15 protein-coding genes are annotated in these 17,135 nt (G+C 61.8%); 3 read left to right on the top strand and 12 right to left on the bottom strand.

The window, feature by feature from the left end:
- Positions 1-38 precede the first annotated feature (38 nt).
- Positions 39-950 carry a YihY/virulence factor BrkB family protein gene (locus E0L37_RS13155; RefSeq protein WP_133492185.1) on the bottom strand — a complete coding sequence of 304 codons (912 nt, stop codon included), beginning with the start codon at positions 948-950 and terminating at the stop codon, positions 39-41.
- A 241-nt stretch (positions 951-1,191) separates the two neighbouring features.
- Positions 1,192-2,484 (bottom strand): NAD(P)/FAD-dependent oxidoreductase, encoded by a 1,293-nt coding sequence (locus E0L37_RS13150; protein WP_133492184.1) that lies wholly within the window; start codon positions 2,482-2,484, stop codon positions 1,192-1,194.
- A 257-nt stretch (positions 2,485-2,741) separates the two neighbouring features.
- Between E0L37_RS13150 and E0L37_RS13145 the strand changes: the two genes are divergently transcribed.
- Both E0L37_RS13145 and E0L37_RS13140 read left to right on the top strand, forming a co-directional pair.
- Entirely contained in the window at positions 2,742-4,424 is a 1,683-nt protein-coding gene (locus tag E0L37_RS13145) for an AMP-binding protein (RefSeq protein WP_133492183.1), read from the top strand.
- A gap of 69 nt (positions 4,425-4,493) precedes the next feature.
- The gene (locus E0L37_RS13140; RefSeq protein ID WP_133492182.1) at positions 4,494-6,149 is read left to right on the top strand and encodes an AMP-binding protein; all 1,656 of its coding nucleotides are present in this window, start codon (positions 4,494-4,496) and stop codon (positions 6,147-6,149) included.
- Positions 6,150-6,502: 353 nt separating this feature from the next.
- Here E0L37_RS13140 and E0L37_RS13135 read toward each other — a convergent pair whose 3' ends face one another.
- From E0L37_RS13135 to E0L37_RS13100, 8 genes are all read right to left on the bottom strand, one after another.
- Positions 6,503-7,990 (bottom strand): aldehyde dehydrogenase family protein, encoded by a 1,488-nt coding sequence (locus tag E0L37_RS13135; RefSeq protein WP_133492181.1) that lies wholly within the window; start codon positions 7,988-7,990, stop codon positions 6,503-6,505.
- Between the two features lie 18 nt (positions 7,991-8,008).
- Positions 8,009-9,340, bottom strand: coding sequence for a hypothetical protein (locus E0L37_RS13130; RefSeq protein ID WP_133492180.1), 1,332 nt, complete (start codon positions 9,338-9,340; stop codon positions 8,009-8,011).
- Positions 9,341-9,358: 18 nt separating this feature from the next.
- Positions 9,359-9,892 carry a cytochrome C gene (locus E0L37_RS13125; RefSeq protein WP_133492179.1) on the bottom strand — a complete coding sequence of 178 codons (534 nt, stop codon included), beginning with the start codon at positions 9,890-9,892 and terminating at the stop codon, positions 9,359-9,361.
- Positions 9,893-9,901: 9 nt separating this feature from the next.
- Positions 9,902-10,426: a methylamine dehydrogenase light chain gene (locus E0L37_RS13120; protein ID WP_133492178.1), complete on the bottom strand. Its 525-nt coding sequence runs from the start codon at positions 10,424-10,426 to the stop codon at positions 9,902-9,904.
- A 15-nt stretch (positions 10,427-10,441) separates the two neighbouring features.
- The gene (mauD, locus tag E0L37_RS13115) at positions 10,442-11,047 is read right to left on the bottom strand and encodes a methylamine dehydrogenase accessory protein MauD (RefSeq protein ID WP_133492177.1); all 606 of its coding nucleotides are present in this window, start codon (positions 11,045-11,047) and stop codon (positions 10,442-10,444) included.
- Positions 11,048-11,053: 6 nt separating this feature from the next.
- A complete protein-coding gene (locus tag E0L37_RS13110) occupies positions 11,054-11,593 on the bottom strand; it encodes a MauE/DoxX family redox-associated membrane protein (protein ID WP_133492176.1) in 540 nt (179 codons plus the stop codon).
- A gap of 14 nt (positions 11,594-11,607) precedes the next feature.
- Complete coding sequence (locus tag E0L37_RS13105; RefSeq protein ID WP_133492175.1) at positions 11,608-12,750, bottom strand: amine dehydrogenase large subunit; 1,143 nt, start codon at positions 12,748-12,750, stop codon at positions 11,608-11,610.
- A 128-nt stretch (positions 12,751-12,878) separates the two neighbouring features.
- Positions 12,879-13,409, bottom strand: coding sequence for a hypothetical protein (locus E0L37_RS13100; protein WP_133492174.1), 531 nt, complete (start codon positions 13,407-13,409; stop codon positions 12,879-12,881).
- Between the two features lie 25 nt (positions 13,410-13,434).
- Here E0L37_RS13100 and E0L37_RS13095 point away from each other — a divergent pair, with 25 nt between their 5' ends.
- Positions 13,435-14,229 (top strand): hypothetical protein, encoded by a 795-nt coding sequence (locus tag E0L37_RS13095; protein WP_133492173.1) that lies wholly within the window; start codon positions 13,435-13,437, stop codon positions 14,227-14,229.
- Positions 14,230-14,243: 14 nt separating this feature from the next.
- Here E0L37_RS13095 and E0L37_RS13090 read toward each other — a convergent pair whose 3' ends face one another.
- Both E0L37_RS13090 and E0L37_RS13085 read right to left on the bottom strand, forming a co-directional pair.
- Positions 14,244-15,197, bottom strand: coding sequence for a helix-turn-helix domain-containing protein (locus E0L37_RS13090; protein WP_133492172.1), 954 nt, complete (start codon positions 15,195-15,197; stop codon positions 14,244-14,246).
- Between the two features lie 390 nt (positions 15,198-15,587).
- Positions 15,588-17,132 (bottom strand): phosphoenolpyruvate carboxykinase, encoded by a 1,545-nt coding sequence (locus E0L37_RS13085; RefSeq protein WP_133492171.1) that lies wholly within the window; start codon positions 17,130-17,132, stop codon positions 15,588-15,590.
- Between the last annotated feature and the right edge of the window lie 3 nt (positions 17,133-17,135).

Raw genomic sequence — 17,135 nt, 5'->3', positions numbered from 1 at the left:
ATCTCTCCATGACAGCAGGGGGCGGGGCGGAGCCCCGGTTATTGATCTTCCAGTATGCGCCGTATCCGTACCGCGGTGGCGCGTGGCCGGACGATACTGTTACGGGCTTCCGCGCGGGCGCGGGTGACGGCGGCGCCGAACAGCAGGATCAGCGACGAGTAGTACACCCACAACAACAGCAACACCAGCGAACCGGCGGCGCCATAGGTGGAGGCGGTGGCGGTGTGGGAAAGATACAGCGCGATCAGGAAGCGGCCGAGAATGAACAATAAGGCGGTGACCAGCGCGCCGAGCAACACGTCACGCCAACTCAGAATGGCGTCCGGCAGGACCTTGAAGATGGTGGCGAACAGCAGTGTGGTCACCGCTACCGATACCAGCGTTTCCACCGCCACCATCGCGATGCCGGGCACTGGCAGCCATTCCTGGGCGAACACCATCAGCGCCTGAGTGACCACGCTGAGCAGTAGCGACACCATCATCACGAAACCGATGGAGAGCACCACGGTAAGCGATAACAGCCGGTTCTTGATTAGCGCGAATAACGTATTGCGTGACGGCCGTGGGGCGATGTCCCAGATGTTATTGAGTGAACGCTGCATCTGGGCGAAGACAGTGGTGGCGCCAATCAGCATGGCGCCAACACCAATCACGGTGGGCAGCAGGCCGCCCTCGGTGATGCGGGTGCGCTCCACCGCTTCCGCCACCGCCTGGGCGGCGTCGGCGCCGACGTTGTTTTCCAGCAGGCTCATGATTTGCTGCATGGCGGCGTCGGTGCTCATCACCAAACCGATCACCTGGACCGCCAGGATCACCACCGGCGCGATGGAAAACAGCGTGAAGAACGCCAGGGCGCCGGCGTGGATCAGGGCATCACCTCTTAACCAATAGCCGATGGAGGCTTTGAGAATGCCGAACCAATAGAGGACGATGTCCTTGATCTTTTGCATGCGGTGTCGTCCTGGCGGAGATTGTCGATGGGACTATTGTTCCGCTATGCGCGCCGAGAAGAAAGTCCACTTTTCTTCGTAGGAGGTGACCGGATCTGGTGATTGCTACGAAGCCGCTGAGGGAAGCTTGCTTGCAAGCGAATTTTCAGGGTTCCAAAGTGCGATTCGCTTGCAAGCAAGCTTCCCACAGCGGCTTCGTAGTCTGGTCCGTGGGAAGGTTGCCGGGCGGTGCCCGTTGCTGTCAATGCAGCTTAAGACGCGGCCGCACCAGGCGACTGAAGCGGCCCGCGGTGAGCAGCATGATGGTTCGCGGCCAGCCATACAGGGCGGCCTGGTGCATGCGGTACAATCCCACGTACATGATCCGGGCCAGCCAGCCTTCGACGAAGAAATTGCCGCCTTTCAGATTGCCCATCAGCATGCCCACGGAACTGTAGTTGGACAGCGACACCAGGGAACCGTGGTCCTTGTACTCGAACGGTCTCGGCTCCTGACTGTTGAGCAGGCGAACCAGATTCCGGGCGGTGTGATGAGCCATTTGCTGCGCGGATTGCGCGCGCGGCGGAATCGGCCGCTCCGCCCCTTCCGGTTTGAGGAAGGCGCTGTCGCCGATGACGAAGACATTGCCATGGCCCTTGGCCAGCAGATCCGGCTCCACCTCGACCTGGTTGACGCGAGTGGTGGTGAAACCCTCCAACTGTCCGAAGACATCCGGGCCCTTTACCCCCGCCGCCCACACCATCAGGTCGGCCTTGATCTCCTCGCCGTCCTTGGTGACCAGCGCCTGTCCGGTGGCCTCCGCCACCATCACACCGGTGCGGACCGATACGCCGAGTGCCTGCAGCCGTTCCGTGGCGGCGGCGGAGACTCGCTCACTGAGAGCGGGCAGAATCCGTGGCAGTGCCTCGACCACGGTGACGCGCAGTTGCTTGCGGTCCAGGTGTTCGTGGCCGTAGAGCTTGAGCATGGCCACCGCATGATGGATTTCCGCCGCCAGCTCCACACCGGTGGCGCCGCCGCCGACAATTGCCACGGACACCGGATCATTGTGGTAGTTGGCGTGCAGGCAGGTGTTCAGGAAGCGCTCGCGAAAGCGTTCCGCCTGGGTGCGGGTATCCATGAACAGGCAATGCTGGCGCACGCCGGGAGTGCCGAAATCATTGCTCTGGCTGCCGATGGCAAGCACCAGGTAGTCGTAGTCGAGCTGGCGTTCGGGCAGTACCTCTTCGCCGTCCGGGCCGTTCATCGCCGCCAGGGTGACGGTCCGCGCGGCGGCATCCACGTGGGTCAGGGTGCCCGGCTCGAACCGGTAGTGATTGAGTCGGGCATGGGCGCGGTAGTCCACGGCATCCAGGTCAGCGTCGATGGCGCCGGTGGCCACTTCGTGATAGCGCGGTTTCCACACGTGAATGTTGCTGGTATCCACCAGGGTGATGTCGGCGCGACCGCGCTTGCCCAGCTTCCGTCCGAGTTGGGTGACCAGCGGCAGGCCGCCGGCACCACCTCCTACTACCAGGATCTTGGGTTTGCTCATGCAGGGGGCTCCGTCCTTCAAAGCAGGGCCGCCCCGGTCCCGGACAGGGAGCAGGGCGGCGAAAAGCACAGTTTACCGGCATCTCCGGATGAACGGAAAAGCCTGACCTGGTCCTTATGAACTAAAAGCGTGGACAGGCAGTCACGACTTAAGTATAAGTGACGTCGTTAAAGTTTACCTTTACGTTAACGTAAAGGCGTGAAATGGGGCTGGACGAGCCCCTCATACCCACAACAACGAACGACAAGGAGCCTGCCATGACGGAGTCCTATACCCGTGGGCCGCGGGACAAGACGCTGCTGACTTCCACCATCGGTGATGCCTTCGACAATACGGTGGCCGCGTACGGTGAACGGGAGGCGCTGGTGGCCAGCCATCAGCAGCTTCGTTACTCCTGGAATCAACTGGCCGGGGAAGTGGAGCGCTATGCCCGTGCCTTCATGGCCCTTGGCCTGCAACCCGGTGACCGCCTTGGCATCTGGGCGCCGAACTGCGCCGAGTGGTGCATCACCCAATTCGCCAGCGCCAAAATGGGCGCCATTCTGGTCAACATCAATCCCGCCTACCGCCTCAGTGAGTTGGAATACGCGCTGAAGCAATCCGGTTGCCGCTGGCTGGTCTGCGCCGATAACTTCAAAACCTCGGATTACCAGAGCATGTTGACGGAGCTGGTGCCGGAGCTGGCATCGTCCCGCCCCGGGGAGGTGCGCAGCGACGTCCTGCCGGAGTTGCGCGGCGTGGTCAGCCTCGCCGATCAACCGCCCGCCGGTTTCGTCAGTTGGCGGGAGCTGGGTGCGCTGTCGGAATCAGTCGCGGTGGAAGACCTCAAACAATGCCAGGCCGGGCTCAAGCCCGATGATCCGATCAATATCCAATACACCTCCGGCACCACCGGCTTCCCCAAGGGCGCCACGCTCAGCCACCGCAACATCCTCAATAACGGCTATATGGTGGCCGAGAGCATGGGCTTTACCGAACGTGACCGGCTGGTGATCCCGGTACCGCTTTATCATTGCTTCGGCATGGTGATGGGGAATCTCGGTTGCATGACCCATGGCAGCACCATGATCTATCCGGCGCCGGGCTTTGACCCCGAAGCCACGCTGGAAGCGGTGGCCAGTGAACGGGCCACCGCCCTGTACGGCGTGCCCACCATGTTCATCGCCGAGCTGGGCCATCCGCGTATCAAGGAATTTGATCTTTCCTCCCTGCGCACCGGCATCATGGCCGGCGCCACCTGTCCCATTGAAGTCATGCGGCGGGTGATCAGCGAAATGCACATGGAGGAGGTGCAAATCGCCTACGGCATGACCGAGACCAGCCCGGTATCACTGCAAACCGGCGCCGATGATGAACTGGAGCGCCGTGTCTCCACCGTTGGCCGCACGCAGCCGCACCTGGAAAACAAGGTTGTCGATGAGCAGGGCAATACCGTGCCGCGTGGTGAAATCGGCGAGCTGTGCACCCGGGGCTACAGTGTGATGCTGGGTTATTGGAACAATCCGGACGCTACCGCTGATGCCATCGACAAGGACGGCTGGATGCATACCGGTGATCTGGCGGTGATGGACGAAGCGGGCTATGTGCGTATCGTCGGCCGCAGCAAGGACATGATCATTCGTGGTGGCGAGAACATCTATCCCCGCGAGATCGAGGAGTTTCTCTACACCCATCCCGCCGTGGCCGACGTCCAGGTGATTGGTATTCCCGACGATAAGTACGGCGAGGAAATCGTCGCCTGGGTGAAACTGAAAGGTGACGAGCAAACCGATGCGGAGCAACTGCGTGACTACTGCAAGAACCGCATCGCCCACTTCAAGACGCCCCGGCATTTCAAATTCGTGGACGATTTTCCGATGACGGTGACCGGCAAGATCCAGAAATTCCGCATGCGTGAGATCAGCATTGAGGACGTGCGCGTCACCATCACCGAATCCTGATATTCCCGAGCCTGTGACAATAAGGTCCGGCCCATGCCGCCGGGCCGCGACCAAAAAAGGAGAGCGACCATGCGCCAATACAGTGAGGCGATGGAGCAGTTTGATCTTGAAAACGAAGTGGGCATCACGCTGACCGGATCCCTGGAGCGCTTGAACGCCTGTGTGGAATGCTGCGACCGCCATGCCCTGCCCGGACGTATCGCCCTGTTCTGGGAAGGCGCCAACGGCGACAGCGCCACCTATACGTTTAGCGAATTACGTGACAAGGCTTCCCGTTTCGCCGCCTTTCTCGCCGATCAGGGCGTGGGCGCCGGCGATTGCGTGGCCGGGCTGCTGCCCCGTCGGGTGGAGTTGCTGATTACGGTACTGGCTACCTGGCGGCTCGGCGCGGTGTACCAGCCGTTGTTCACCGCCTTCGGCCCCAAGGCCATTGATCACCGTCTGCAAACCGCCGGCACCCGGGTAGTGATCACCGATGGTGACAATCGCGGCAAACTGGATGGTTTGGAAAGTGCTCCGTTGGTGGTCACCGTCGGCGGCGACAAAGGCCGCGGCATCCGCCGGGGTGACTTCAGCTTCTGGGCGGAACTGGATAACGCCAACGATGGCGTAGAGCCGGTGATGCGTGGTGCCGAGGATCCGTTTTTGATGATGTTCACCTCCGGCACCACCGGCCTGCCCAAGGCGGTGCCGGTGCCGCTCAAGGCCATCGTCGCTTTCGCCGGTTATATGCAATACGCGGTTGGCCTGCGTGAAGACGATGCTTTCTGGAACCTGGCGGATCCTGGATGGGCCTACGGGCTCTACTATGCGGTGACCGGGCCGCTGTCCCTCGGTCATCCCACCACCTTCTACGACGGCGGCTTTACCGTGGAAAGCACCTGTCGGGTGATCAATAAATACGGCATCACCAATCTGGCGGGCTCGCCCACCGCTTACCGGCTGTTGATGGCTGGTGGTGACGCCGTGGTCAAGGCGCTGCGCGGCAAATTGCGGGCCGTCAGCAGTGCCGGTGAACCGCTGACGCCGGAGGTGATCCGTTGGTTCGGCAAAGAGCTGGGTACTACTATCCATGACCATTACGGCCAGACCGAGCTGGGCATGGTGTTGTGCAATCACCATGAGCTGGAGCACCCGGTGCGGATTGGCGCGGCCGGCTTCGCCGTACCCGGGCACCGGGTTGTGGTGGTCAACGAGGACGGCGAGGAACTGCCGGTGGGCGAACCGGGTATTCTCGCCGTGGATCGCAGTCAGTCGCCGTTATTCTGGTTCCCGGGTTATCCGGCGGATCCGCGAAAGTCGATGTTGAAACACTATTACATGAGCGGCGACACGGTGGAACTGAACGACGACGGCAGCATCAGCTTTGTCGGGCGTTCCGATGATGTGATCACCACTTCCGGTTACCGGGTTGGCCCGTTCGATGTGGAAAGCGCTCTGATCGAACACCCATCGGTGGTGGAAGCGGCGGTGATCGGCAAACCCGATGAAGAGCGCACCGAATTGGTAAAAGCGTTCGTGGTGTTGGGGGCCGGCTACCGAGGTGATGACGACTTGGCGAAGGAACTCCAGCAAGCAGTCCGTCAGAGATTGTCCGCTCATGCCTATCCGCGAGAAATTGAGTTCGTGGAGTCGCTGCCGAAGACACCCAGTGGTAAGATACAACGCTTCCTGCTGCGCAATGAAGAAGTGGCGCGGCAACGCCAGGCGGCCGCCACGGCCTGATCCTGACGCTTCTTTGTGACCTGCCGTCCATGGCGGCCACCCTGTGGGCTGTTGCCAAGGCGACGTCAAAAATCGCTCCCGGCGATTTTTTGTTCTGCCTTGCGCCGGCCCATTGGGCCGGCTTTTTATTGGGTTTATTGAGATTTAGTGGGAACCGGCATTGTCCTCTATCGTGGGGCCTTGCAAGCTCACTGATCATGCCATTCGCCAGCAGCGTGCTACCAGCCGCTGTGGGAAGCTTGCTTGCAAGCGAATGGCCAACGGCCCGGGGGCATTCGCGGCCAAGCGGAGCGCCGGCCGGGCCGCTTACCACTGCGATGCTGTAGTCCCTTCGTTATTCCGCGGCCGTACTTTTAATACCGCACTGTCACCGATTTCAGTTCGGTGTAATCCTCGATGAAGGCGCTGCCGAACTCCCGGCCGATGCCGGAGCCCTTGACGCCACCGAACGGCACCGCTGGATCAATGAAGGTGTGCATGTTCACCCACACCGTGCCCGCTTCGATGCGCGGCACCAGCCGCAGCGCGCTGGACAGGTCCCGGGTCCAGAGGCTGGCGGTGAGGCCGTAGGGGCTGTCGTTCATGAGGGAGAGCAATTCCTCTTCGTCATCGAAAGGCAGGAAGCACGCCACCGGGCCGAACACTTCCTCTTGCAGCAAAGTGGCATCGCGACGATCCGCCACCGCCAGGGTCGGTTCGATAAAGAAGCCGGGGCGGTCCAGCGTCCTGCCGCCGTGGACGATTTCGCAACCCTGATCGGGGGCACTGGCGAAGTACTGGCTGACTTTTTCGAAGTGCGGGCGGTTGGAGAGCGGTCCAAAGTCGGTGCTTTCATCCAGCGGCGAGCCGATTTTGAGCTGCTTCAGCTGTGCCGCCACGCCGTGGACGATTTCATCCAGCCGTGAGCGGTGCACGTAAAACCGTTCCGCCGCCGCGCACACCTGACCTTGATGCAGATAGGCCGCTTCCATGACGCCCGCCACTGCTTTTGGGGTGTCGATATCAGCGAGAAAGCCAGCGGCGTTCTTGCCGCCCAGTTCCAGCGTGGCGCGGGTCAGGTTGGCCTGCATGGCCTGAGCACCGACCTTGAGACCGGTGTTCATGGAACCGGTGAACGAAACCTTGCTGATCTTTTCGTGCTTGATCAGCGCCTGGCCGCAGGCACCGGTGCCGCAGACCACATTGAGAGCGCCGTCGGGCAGGCCGGCTTCCTTTGCCAGTCCGGCCACACGCAGCAACGTGAAGGGGGTGAACTCGCTGGGCTTGATCACCACGGTACAACCGCAGATCAGCGCCGAGGCAATTTTCCAGATGGCGATCATCAATGAGAAGTTCCACGGTACGATACCGGCCACCACGCCGACCGGTTCGCGTAACGTGAAGGCAGTGTAGCGTTCGCCCTGCATGGAAGGCAGTGACGGTGTCAGTGTTTCACCGTTGATCTTGCCGGCCCAGCCGGCGTAATAACGGAGAAAATGACTGCTTTGTCCGACCTCGAAGGCTCGGGACAATTGAATGGTCTTGCCGGAGCACAGGGTTTCCAACTGAGCCAGCTCTTCCCCATGCTGATCGATCAGATCGGCGAGCCGGTTGAGGATGGCGCCACGCTGGAGTGGCGCCATATCCCGCCAGACGCTGTGAAAGGCGTGGTGGGCGGCGTTCACCGCGGCGTCTATGTGCTCGGGCTGTGCTTCCCGTACCTCCGCGAACGTTTCTCCGGTGCCGGGGTTCACCACCGGATGGGCCGGACCGGTGGCCCGGCCATAGTCGCCGTTGATGAAACAATCATGGCCTTGCTGCAGGAATGCCCGCACCTCGGGTAATAAAGCGATGTCGCTCATGGTCCAGTCCTCATTGCATTAAAACGAAAAGGCGACGATCAATTGGCTGTACAGGTTGCGATCGTCATTACCTAATTGCGTGCCACCATCGGCGGCGGCGCGGTCCGGTTGGTACAGGCCGATGACCGGAATCAGGGCGAGGTGGTCGTTCACCGCCCATTCCAGATAGAGGTCGTATTCCCGGGCACTGGTGTCCGCTCCGGCGTCCCGGTCCAGAGTGGTGAAGTCGTAGGCCAGCAAACCGAGCGACAGGTTTTCCTTTGGCGTCACGGTCGCGGCGAGATGATGGACTCGTGAATTGGTGTTGAACGGTCCAGCGTAATTCGCCGCCACTTCGCCCTGGAACCAGGTGCCTAGAGCGCGGCCATTACCGTAGAGCAGCGGATCGTAGCCGGTGGAGAAACGGCTGAAGCGGTAATTGATACTGGGTTGCCAGGGCAGTCCGGCGAAGGTCCAGCCCAGTTCCGCGTACCAGGCGTTCTCGTCGTCCTGATCCTGGTCCTGCCAGGCGTATTCCGCCGCCAGAAACAGATTCTCAACGCCGGCGTTGCCCTGAGCGCGCAGGCTGACGGTTTCCATGTCATCCCGTTGTGGATAGAGAAAGGCGAATTCGTCGTCGAGATCGGCGACCTTGACGTAGGTGAGGCCCACGGTGCCCTTGTCGTTTACATGCTCCAGCACACCGACGTTGAGTTCCGGTTTGGCCTGGGCGGGGTTGTCCGATTGCAGCCACATGACGTCACCGCGCCAGCCTTGTTCGCCACCCAGACTGATGATGGCGGTCTTGTCGAAGGCGCTGCGACCGGCAAGATAGTAAGCGCCGCCGCGGTTCATAACACCGTTGGCGATGCCTTTGCCGAAGTTCAATGAATCGCTGGTGATCAGGAAGCCGTCGCCGACGATCACACTCTGCCGGCCAGCGGACACCGCCAGACCGTCTTTGCCCAGAGCGGGAAACAGGGTTCCGGAATGCCAGGCGAGGAAAGCGTCTTCCAGTTTCGTGGTGCGCTCACTGCCGTCGGAAAAACCGCCGGCGTCGCCGTCGCCCCAAGTGCCAGTGGTGGTCCAGCGCAGTGCGCCGGTGATGCGTTGGTCACGATTCAAACGATGCTCCGCGCTGAAGCCATACTTCACCGCCGCCTCCTGCCAGGTGACACTGCCTTCATTCAGCGTGCCGGCCTGGTCGTAGCTTTCCTGACTGTGTAGCCAGGCGGCGGTGCCGGAGAGATCGAAGTTCAGGGTGGTATGGTCGTTCGCGGTCAGTTCCAGGGCCTGGGCACCGTTACTGTTGATCAGCAAGGCATAGCCGCCAGCCAGAAACAAGCGCCGGCGTGAGGTGGAATAAAGCATGATGCGGATCCTCTGTTGTTATGGTTTTGGCGCGGGCATGCCGTCGTTGATGTCGATGCCCTGTTCGCGCATGGCGTGGATCAGACCGGACCGGGTGCCGGGGATGTTGTCCATCATCCGGTGGCGAATCGCCGCCACCTCATCGGCGCTATAGGGTTCGGCGTCGGCCGGCGTGCTGTCACCGGCGATGCCGTCGCGGCGCAGAATCCAGTTCAGCAGTGCCGCCAACTGTTCGTCGTTCAAGGCCGCCTGAGCCACGCCGGGTACACGCACCAGGAATTCCCTTCCCCCCGGTACGCGTAGAAAGCTGCCGACAAAGCCGATCATGTTGGGAACGTCGTTGGCGGGCGCGCCTTGCCCCTGGGGGAGATGGCAGCCCGCGCACTGCAGCTGATAATTCACTTCGGGGCGATATCCGGCTTGTGACAACGGCACCTGAGGCTGCTCATTGCCGGGGGCCGGTTTCTGATCGGGGTTGGGAAACGCCCGCGCGTGCCCGGCCGGCGCGGCCAGGCAAGTGAACACCAGTAATAGTGGCGGCAGCGACTTCACGACCGACCCTCAACCGGTGGCCACGCCGCGGATCACGGCGACGGTGCAGTTGTAGACGTTGGCCTTGGCGCCCAGGCACCAGTTGATGTCGTTGTTGTTGAACGGCCGGTACATCGGCTCCTCACTGTCGTTACGGGTGCAGGCGCACTGGCCGCAGCTGTGCTTACCGCAGCAATCGTTGTAGGAGATGATGTAGTCCAGGCCGTCCGCCGGGTTGCGGCAGGTGCCGATCCAGGTGACTTGGGAGACTTCCGTTCCCGGCGGACAACTGGTTACCGAGCCGCCGCAGCAGCTGCACAGAAAGCCGTCCACGGAGCAGTAACGCCAATAGTCGCAGCTGTTGGGATCGCCCGGATCACCAGCGGATGGCGACTCCGCGGCCAGTGCCTTGGCGGTACGGTCGATGGGCAGCAGCACCGGCATGGCGGTGCCCACCACCATCAGGGAACCCAGCTTGGAGAGAAAGTTTCGCCGCGACGTGGTGCTGGCCACGTGCCGGCTGGAGCGTTCGAAAAACCGGTCGAGAAATTTCATGGTCGGACTCCTGGCTCAGGACGGCGTATGCATGGAAGGAGATGGCTTGCTGAGGTATTCCTGCAGCGTGGCGGCGCCCAGGTGCTCGGTTTCGAACAGGCTGTCCAGGTGTTCCCGCGAGTTCACCAGCCCTTTGGCCTTGAGCACGCCCTGACGGTCGATCATCACCGCGTAGGGCAGCTTGCCGATCTGATAGGTCATCCCCACCTGCGGGCTGACCACGTAGCGCGAGTTTTCCAGCCCGAATTCCTTGATCAGCTTTTTCTGCTGTTCTGGCTCACCGTCGCTGATGTACACCACTTCCAGATCGTCGCGGGCCTTGTCGATGGCGCGCAGCGCCGGCAACAGGGATTTGCAGATCGGGCAAGTCGGCGACAGGAAGAACAGCAGTTGAGTGTGATCGTTGGCGTAGCCAAAGTTCACCGGACGCCCCAACAGATCCTCGGCGGTAACCTGGGGCGCGGGCTGATTCACCGCCACGCCCTTGTCCACCATCAGCGCGCCGGCGGGCGCGATACGGCCATGCAGGACGCCGATCTGACGGATCAGACTGAACACCACGAGGGCCAGGGCAATCAGCAAACACCAGAGCAGAATGTTGGAAATCAATAGAGCAGTCATAGCGTATTACCTTCCGGTCAAAGCAAGCAGGCGCGGCCGATTTGCCAAGAGGGCATCGGTCGCGGCGTAAATCAGCAGGGTCGCGGCGCCGGCGGCCAGCACCACGAAACCGTCGAATAAACCCAGGGTGCGTTCGGCCACGGGCAGGCCGGCCAGTATCGCCAGGGCGATCAGCAAGCCATTGCGGATCAGCAGCAACGGATGCAGGGGTTGCTGACTGTTGGGGCCGGCGCAACCGCAATCGAGATCGTGGCGCCCGCGCAGTAGATTGGTGGTCATGGCCAGGGCGTAGAGTGCGAGCAGGCCGGCGGCGAGAATGGCGCTGGTGACGCGGCTGGGCTGGAACAGCAAGCCGAGGGCCAGCGCGCCTTCCAGAACCGGCAGGGCGCGGGCGGTTACCGTGGTCAGGCTCGTTGGCAACAGCTGGTAGGCATCCAACTGGCGTTCGAACCAGGCCGGCGCCTGCCATTTATGCAGCGCCGCGCTGGCCAGGATCACCGCCAGGGCCAGAGCGCCGGCGATGCTGATAATCGGATCCAGCGTCATGGTTATTCCTCCACTCAGTGATTGAGGATCAGCGTTGGGGTCTTGCTGACGCCTTCCATGGTGTGAAGGTGCTTGCCGGTTTTCAGATCAAAGGTCTCCAGGCCGCCCTCGATGTTGGTGCCCAGCAGCAGCGGGGCGTCATCGTTGGTGGCGTTGAGGCTCCAGATCAGATTCGGCGCTTCCAGCGTGCCGACCTTCTTGTGAGTTTTCAGATCGAACGCCCAGATGATGGTGCTCGGGTCTTCCCACTTGTGCCGCTCATGGTCGGGGTGCATCAGCACGTAAAGACGATTCAGTCGCGGGGCTATGGCCATCAACTGCCAGCCGCCGGGGGCCCAGCCGTCTTTCTTTTCCTGTTCGGTGGTCAGGGACCAGGTGGGCAGGATCCTGGGTTTGGCGCCGGAGAAATCGACACCGTGAATCACACCCTCGGTGGTAACGAAATAGAAGGTGTCGCCCAGATGGATGGCCCTTTCCACCAGCTTTTCCTGTTCCGGGTCGAAGAATTTGCTGGTGGTGCGATCACTGACCTTGCCGTTGTCATCCAGGGTGGTGACTTGCAGATCGCCGCTGCCGCACAGGGAGGCGAAACGCCGGTCACCAATCGGGTAAGCGAGAATGCAGCCGTTGATGTTGACCTCGCTGGCCACTTTTCGGGCCTGGGTATCGACCACGGTAATGGTTTGTGAGGGCGTGAAGTTGTAAACGTAAACAAAGCGGTCATCGCCGCTCATCGACAGCGCGTACTTCTCGGTCAGCGTGGAGGCGCGTTTGGCCGGGATTTCCACTTCCCAGGAGGGGGACAGCGTGCGGGTATCCCAGGCGGTCAACACATCGGTGCGGGTGCCGCGCACATAGCGGCTGAAAAAGATATCGGCGGTGTAGACCGTCTTCTGATCGTGGGCCAGCACCGCCGGCGCCGCGCCGCCGGTACTGAGCATGCCCAGCACTTTTTGTCGGTCCGGATCCACCACCACCACCCGGGTGGCGACCATGTTGTCGAACTCGAAGTCGATCAGATAACTGCGATGAGGACTGGGAGGGAAAGGCAGTTCGGCCTGGCCGACGGTTTCGGTCGGCAGCGCCGCGTACAAGGACGGTGGGATCAGCGCGGATCCCAGCGCCAGCAGGCCGGCGGCAAATTTGGACAAAGGCATGGTGATTCCCTGTTTTTGGTTATCGATGGCATGGAACACTGCCTTCAGTCTGCGCCGGTCAGGGAAGGGGAAGCTTGAGAATGGGTGCCAACCCGTTGGCTATTCTTGCCAAGACTAAGAGCAGGCTCTTAGAGGCGGGCGCGCACCCGCTGCTGAATGTCGAGAAGCTGGGGCTGGCTGAGCGTGGTGAGCGTCTGCAGGTGCTCAGGCAGTCCGCTGCTCTTGCGTTGAATGTAGAGATTGAAGCCTTTGCGGCGGTCGCCGCGCACCTGAACATCGGCGATGTCCTCATAGGGAATGAGGGCCAGCCGTGGGCGCAGAGTCGTACCGAACAGAGCTCCGAGGATGTCCCCGAACAGGGCCGGCCGGTCGGGCAGCGGCGCCAGAGGGACGTAGTGGACCCCGTGATCGTCCAGTCGGCAACGGATAACCCGGCCGGTACGCCACAGCAATGCCAAGCCGAGGATCAGAAACAGCAAGGACATACCCGCCATGATGACGCCGGGAAAGCTGACCAGCGAGGTCAGATAGAAAAGGACGCTGTCCTTCAGCGATTCACCCGTGCCCAGGCAGATCCAGACCGGCAGTAAGCCCATGAAAGTGAAAATGCTGCCCGAGATGGCGGTGGGATAGCGCTTCAGGTAGTAGGATGTTGCCATGTCCATATTTCGCCGGTAAGCGTCCATGAACGGATTCAAACATAAAATGGAAAGCGATGCCGCCGCCCCTGTCCGCCTCATTCTCCAGGTATTGCTGCTGTGGTTGTGGCCGGCGGTGCCTTGGGCGACCGAGATTGGTCCGCCGGGCGTCTATCTGGATTTCGCCGGCGACCGCCAGGACCGGTACCAAGGGCGGCTGACTGCGCCGGAATTCACCGAGCCGGTGTATTTCCTGCTATCGGATTGGGTCGCCGCCGAGATCAATGTCGGTGGTGTGGAAGACAGGGTGGCGGCCAGGTTGAGTCGGGAGATGGGGGACATCTGGGGCGGACCGGGCAGCTATGATCTGGCCACGGGACCGGAGCCGAAGGAAGGAGCCTGGTTCGCAGGTGTCCTGGCGCCAGGACGTTATGCCTTGTGGGTGGCGTCGCCGGAACGCAAGCCGGTCACCTACACCGTGTTCATGACGGCGCCATCGCGCCGGCCCCCGGAGATCTGGAGCGCGGAACTGGGGTGTCTGTCGCGGGAGCCGATCCTGGTGACCGAACAGTTGGAGGCACCGGTACTGACGCATCGCTATCTGGTGAGAATCGACCGCCAGGTGTTGTTGGAAGCGACGCTCGGCGTGACCGGGCCGATGCCGGCGTTGCGGATTCTGTCCGCCGATGGCCGGCGCATTCTGGCACGTGCCCATGATGAAACGGATAGCGTTCGTACCCGTGTGACACCGGGCCGCTACCAGGTGGAGGTCAGCGGTGAGAGGGCCGCCTACTATGACCTGACCCTCCATGCCACCGGGCTCTCAGAAAGAGATGATTGACCCGGTTCTCCGGATCAGTTGGGACGGCCCCGTGCCTGCAGACGCCAGTCGCTGGGGCTGATGGCGAAAGCGGCCTTGAAACTGCGACTGAAGGACGCGCTGTCGGTAAAGCCGTAATCCAGAGCCACTTCCAGAATGCTGCGATGGTCGTTGTCGGGCAGGGCGAGCGCGTCACGCACCGCGTCCAGACGCACCTGGCGGATAAAGCGCCCGGGGGTGACCTGATGTTCCTGAAACAGCCGATACAGCGCGCGCCGGGACACATGCAGCGCGTCGGCCAGTTCGTCCGGGCTCAAATGCGGGTCGTCGATATGGGCGAGCACGTGTTGATGGGCGGTATCCAATCGCAGGGTGTGCGGGGTTTGATTTGCCGGCCTGACGGAACAATGGATCAGGGCGGACAGCATCAACTGCACCGCCTGGAAGATAGTCTGGGCGCTATCGCCATCGCCGGGTCGGTCCAGTAACGCCAGCAGGGCGGCCAGGGCCGCGCGGGCGGTGGTGCGATCACTCAACGAACGGCCGCAGAGACGGTCACTGATCTGGTGCCAGCCGGGCACCGCATGGTAGGGCAGGGTCAGCACCGCCAATTGCGCCTGGTGATCTTTCTCCAACCGATAGGGGCGGCTGGTATCGCACACGGTGATATCGCCGGGACACAGCACCGCGTGGTGGCCATCCTGCTCCACCCGCATGCGCCCGGCCTGCTGCCACATGACCTTGAGATAGCCGGTTTCCGCCTGTTTGATGGCGTAATCGGTGCGGGTGAGCTGGCACTGGTCGGCACGGATCACCGCCACCGAGCGCTCGCCGAGACTGGTCAGGCGCACCCGGGCATGGAAGTCATCATCCCGGGGCGAGGCGATGCTGAGCCAGGGAAAGTTGTCGTTGACGAACTGCCGCCACGGCTGAAACCCCCGCAGGGTGCGGGTTTCCACAAGATGGCTGGTGCTGGTTGCGGGTTCCATCGGGACCCTCCGCGTAGGCGTTGGCGAAAAGGAGAGAACGGTCGCTGTCTTGTTGTGATGACGCTTCCGCTAATGCGGCTACCGGCGCAGCAAGCGCCGTGCCAAGAGGGCCTTTTCGCTTTGGGTTGTTGGACTTTTAGGGAAATATAACAAATTAATGAATCGGGGCAATCAGGCAGAGGGAGGAGGGGGCTACAACGCGGCCATGGGGAGTTTGCTCGCAAGCGAACGTTGGAGCCCTGAAGCCCGTTCGCTTGCGAGCAAACTCCCACAGCGGCCTCGTGGCGTCTTCTGGGCCAACTCTGTTCAGGGCGGGTCAGACCCACAAAAAAACCCGCCGAAGCGGGCTTTTTGTGGCCACCTTTTTACTACCAGAGGCTGATCAGCGGATCAGGCCTTGGGGCCGGCGGCGTGGATTTCTTCGGACACGTCCGCGTATTTCTCGGCGAAGTTCTTCTCGAACTGCCGTGCCAGATCACGGGCTTTGGCGTCGTACTCTTCCGGCTTGGCCCAGGTGTTTTTCGGTTGCAGCAGGCTGTCGTCCACACCGGGCACGGTCTTCGGCACATCCAGGTTGATGATGTCCAGGTGTTCGGTTTCCGTGTCGTCCAGGGCACCGCTGAGGATGGCATTGACCACGCCACGGGTAGTGGGGATGCTGAAACGATCGCCCTGGCCGTAGGGGCCGCCGGTCCAGCCGGTGTTGACCAGGAACACCTTGGAGCCGAACTCTTCCATGCGCTTGATCAGCAGCTCGGCGTATTCACCGGCGCGGCGCGGGAAGAACGGGGCACCGAAGCAGGTGGAGAAAGTGCTCTTGATGCCGGGCTCGGAACCCATTTCGGTGGAGCCGACCAGAGCGGTGTAGCCGCTCAGGAAGTGGTAGGCGGCGGCTTCCTTGCTCAGGCAGGACACCGGCGGCAGCACGCCGGTCAGGTCGCAGGTCAGGAAGATCACATGCTTGGGTTCGCCGGCGCGGTTCTGCGGTACCCGCTTCTCGATGTTTTCCAGCGGGTAGGCGGCGCGGGTGTTCTGGGTCAGGGACACATCGCTGTAGTCTGGCAGGCGGGTTTCGTCGTTGATGATGACGTTTTCCAGCACCGCGCCGAATTTGATCGCGTCCCAGATCACCGGCTCGTTCTTCTGGCTCAGGTCGATGCACTTGGCATAGCAGCCGCCTTCGATGTTGAACACAACGCCTTTGCCCCAGCCGTGCTCATCGTCGCCGATCAGGTAGCGGGCCGGGTCCGCGGACAGGGTGGTCTTGCCGGTGCCGGAGAGGCCGAAGAACAGGGCCACATCGCCGCTTTCACCAACGTTGGCGGAGCAGTGCATCGGCAGCACGTCCTTGGCCGGCAGCAGGAAGTTCTGTACCGAGAACATGGCTTTCTTCATTTCACCGGCGTAGCGCATGCCGGCGATCAGCACTTTGCGTTGGGCGAAGTTGAGGATCACGCAACCGTCGGAGTTGGTGCCGTCGCGTTCCGGATCACACTGGAAGTCCACCGCGTGCAGGATCTGCCATTGGGCCTTGCCGGCCGGATTGTAGGTGTCCGGGCGGATGAACAGGGTGTTGGCGAACAGATTGTGCCAGGCGGTCTGGGCGGTGACCTTCACCGGCAGGTAGTGCTCTTCGGCGGCGCCAACGTGAAGATGGGAAACAAAGCTGTCACTTTCGGTAACGAAAGACGCCACCCGATCCCAGAGGGCGTCGAACTTGTCCACCGGGAACGGGCGGTTCACCGGACCCCAGTGGATCTGCTCACTGGTGGAGGGTTCGTCGACGATGAAACGGTCCATCGGGGAGCGGCCGGTACGGTGACCGGTTTCCACCACCAGGGACCCGTTGGCGGCCAATTGGCCTTCGTTGCGCTGAATCGCCAGCTCCACCAGTTGGGCCGGGCTCAAATCGTTGTAAATAATGGGATCGGTCATGGT

This window comes from Alcanivorax sp. 24 (genome assembly GCF_004360225.1).
In the GTDB taxonomy this organism is placed as follows: Bacteria; Pseudomonadota; Gammaproteobacteria; order Pseudomonadales; family Alcanivoracaceae; genus Alloalcanivorax; species Alloalcanivorax xiamenensis.
The sequence above is the reverse complement of the archived record's forward strand: the minus strand, read 5'-3'. Positions and strand labels throughout refer to the sequence as shown.

Bases quoted from the DNA above. Each gene is read 5' to 3' on its own strand.
- E0L37_RS13155 (WP_133492185.1), bottom strand. From the start codon at position 950: ATGCAAAAGATCAAGGACATCGTCCTCTATTGGTTCGGCATTCTCAAA.
- E0L37_RS13150 (WP_133492184.1), bottom strand. From the start codon at position 2,484: ATGAGCAAACCCAAGATCCTGGTAGTAGGAGGTGGTGCCGGCGGCCTG.
- E0L37_RS13145 (WP_133492183.1), top strand. From the start codon at position 2,742: ATGACGGAGTCCTATACCCGTGGGCCGCGGGACAAGACGCTGCTGACT.
- E0L37_RS13140 (WP_133492182.1), top strand. From the start codon at position 4,494: ATGCGCCAATACAGTGAGGCGATGGAGCAGTTTGATCTTGAAAACGAA.
- E0L37_RS13135 (WP_133492181.1), bottom strand. From the start codon at position 7,990: ATGAGCGACATCGCTTTATTACCCGAGGTGCGGGCATTCCTGCAGCAA.
- E0L37_RS13130 (WP_133492180.1), bottom strand. From the start codon at position 9,340: ATGCTTTATTCCACCTCACGCCGGCGCTTGTTTCTGGCTGGCGGCTAT.
- E0L37_RS13120 (WP_133492178.1), bottom strand. From the start codon at position 10,426: ATGAAATTTCTCGACCGGTTTTTCGAACGCTCCAGCCGGCACGTGGCC.
- mauD (WP_133492177.1), bottom strand. From the start codon at position 11,047: ATGACTGCTCTATTGATTTCCAACATTCTGCTCTGGTGTTTGCTGATT.
- E0L37_RS13110 (WP_133492176.1), bottom strand. From the start codon at position 11,593: ATGACGCTGGATCCGATTATCAGCATCGCCGGCGCTCTGGCCCTGGCG.
- E0L37_RS13105 (WP_133492175.1), bottom strand. From the start codon at position 12,750: ATGCCTTTGTCCAAATTTGCCGCCGGCCTGCTGGCGCTGGGATCCGCG.
- E0L37_RS13100 (WP_133492174.1), bottom strand. From the start codon at position 13,409: ATGGCAACATCCTACTACCTGAAGCGCTATCCCACCGCCATCTCGGGC.
- E0L37_RS13095 (WP_133492173.1), top strand. From the start codon at position 13,435: ATGAACGGATTCAAACATAAAATGGAAAGCGATGCCGCCGCCCCTGTC.
- E0L37_RS13090 (WP_133492172.1), bottom strand. From the start codon at position 15,197: ATGGAACCCGCAACCAGCACCAGCCATCTTGTGGAAACCCGCACCCTG.
- E0L37_RS13085 (WP_133492171.1), bottom strand. From the start codon at position 17,132: ATGACCGATCCCATTATTTACAACGATTTGAGCCCGGCCCAACTGGTG.